The organism is Parashewanella sp. 2210YD4-3, assembly GCF_056591735.1.
On record NZ_JBWQOG010000025.1, the window covers coordinates 1 to 1,749 of the forward strand.

A 1,749-nucleotide genomic window follows, 5' to 3' on the forward strand; every position below is an offset into this window, starting at 1 on the left:
CAGTTTTGAGCCGGCGGCTGATTACAACGGTGCAGTTCCAGTCATTACTTATCTGCTAACCGATACAGAGGGTGTCGAAGACAGCTCGACCTTAACACTCACGGTAACACCAGTTGATGACCCAACTCCTGATAGCAATACGGTGGCCGAAGATAATCCAGCCATCGGCAATGTATTGGACAATGACGATGACGTCGCAGAGCCGCGAAGTGTGGTCAGCTTTGAGGTAAACGGTAACAGTCACGGTGCTGGAGACATTATTGATATTGGAGTAGGCAGTATCACTATCAGCAGTACAGGGGATTATCGCTTTGATCCGCTTCCGAATTGGAACGGTAGCGTACCAACCATTACTTACGTGCTGAGTTCGGGGGCATCTAGTACCTTAGACATCACAGTGACGCCAGTGAACGATCCGGTAGGCATTTGGACCACCGGAACCTATGTCTCAGAAGAAGGACTAGAAAATGGTCTTCCGGATGATGAAGGTGTCATTGACCAAACCAACAGTGTGACTGACTCCGGTGAAATTGTTCTGACCAATGTGGACGGTGATGCGCTTACGGTGCAACTGGGTGGCCCCGATGTGAGTCTTACCTCGGGTGGCGATGCGGTTAACTGGGAATGGGATGACAGCAGTCAAACTCTGATTGGCTATACCGGTAGCAATCCGGATAGTAACCAAGTGATGACCATCAAGCTCAATGCACCAACGAACACTACGGGCGGTACATGGACGTATGATGTCACCTTACTGCAGCCATTAGACCATGAACAAACCAACGTTGAAGACGTTGAATCGCCGAACTTTAGTGTAACGGTGACGGACAGCGAGGGTAATGTCGACACGGGTAGCTTCTTTGTGGTGATAGAAGATGACAGTCCCGCAGATGTTACAGAAGCTCCTGTCGATGTCGTTGCGCCGACGACTCAGGTTGTGGTGGGTGAATATGACTTAACGAAGCAAGGTACGGTCGTAAGCGATCAATTAGACTTTGATGGCTTTACCATCACAGGTCAAGGTTTTACATCAGCGAGCAGCTCAACCTTGATAAACGCGGATTTACTTCAAGCGGCTCACGGCTTAAGTGTCATCAGTAATGGCTCTCCTTATCTGCCATTAGATGGAGAAATCGAGTTTAGAGACTTTGGTAACGACAATGGTGCATCAGAAGAAGTGGTGATACAGCTAGACCCAGGTACCATCGCCTTTGAAATGAACATCGAATTCAGTCTACTGTTTGGCAGTGAATTAGAAACCGGTGAAGTGGTCTTTTATCGAAACGGTTCGCCGATTGAAGGTGCCACTCAAAGTTTCAGTAACGTACCTGGGAGCAGTGACTTTGCGGCTAACTTCAATGCCATTCCTGGTGGTTTTGATAAAGTCGTGATAAGAGCGACGAATAACGGTAATACGGCTTCAGATGGAGACAACAGCGACTTTGCGATAAAGAAAATCGAATTTATCGGAGAAGCAACACCGCCAATCGGTGAAGCAAGCGGTCAGCTTAATGCCTTATGGGGCGGTGATGGTGAGGGCAGTTTACTGCTGCAACCCTCTACCGAATCAGAACTGAAAACGCTAGATGGTCAAAACATCACCCTGACTCACAACGGAAATATCATCACCGGTGAAGCGGAAGATGGCGCCGTGGTGTTCAAGTTCATCTTTACGCCAGGTACTGGCGCGTGGGATTTCTTACAGTTCCAAGAAATACAAACGCCATCGGATGGCGACTTAGACTTCTT

1 protein-coding gene is annotated in these 1,749 nt (G+C 48.4%); it reads left to right on the forward strand.

Annotated elements, in window-relative coordinates; all coding sequences use genetic code 11:
- Positions 1-1,749: Ig-like domain-containing protein (locus AC1EU0_RS19130; protein ID WP_480304369.1), on the forward strand; the 1,749-nt coding region annotated here is incomplete at both ends.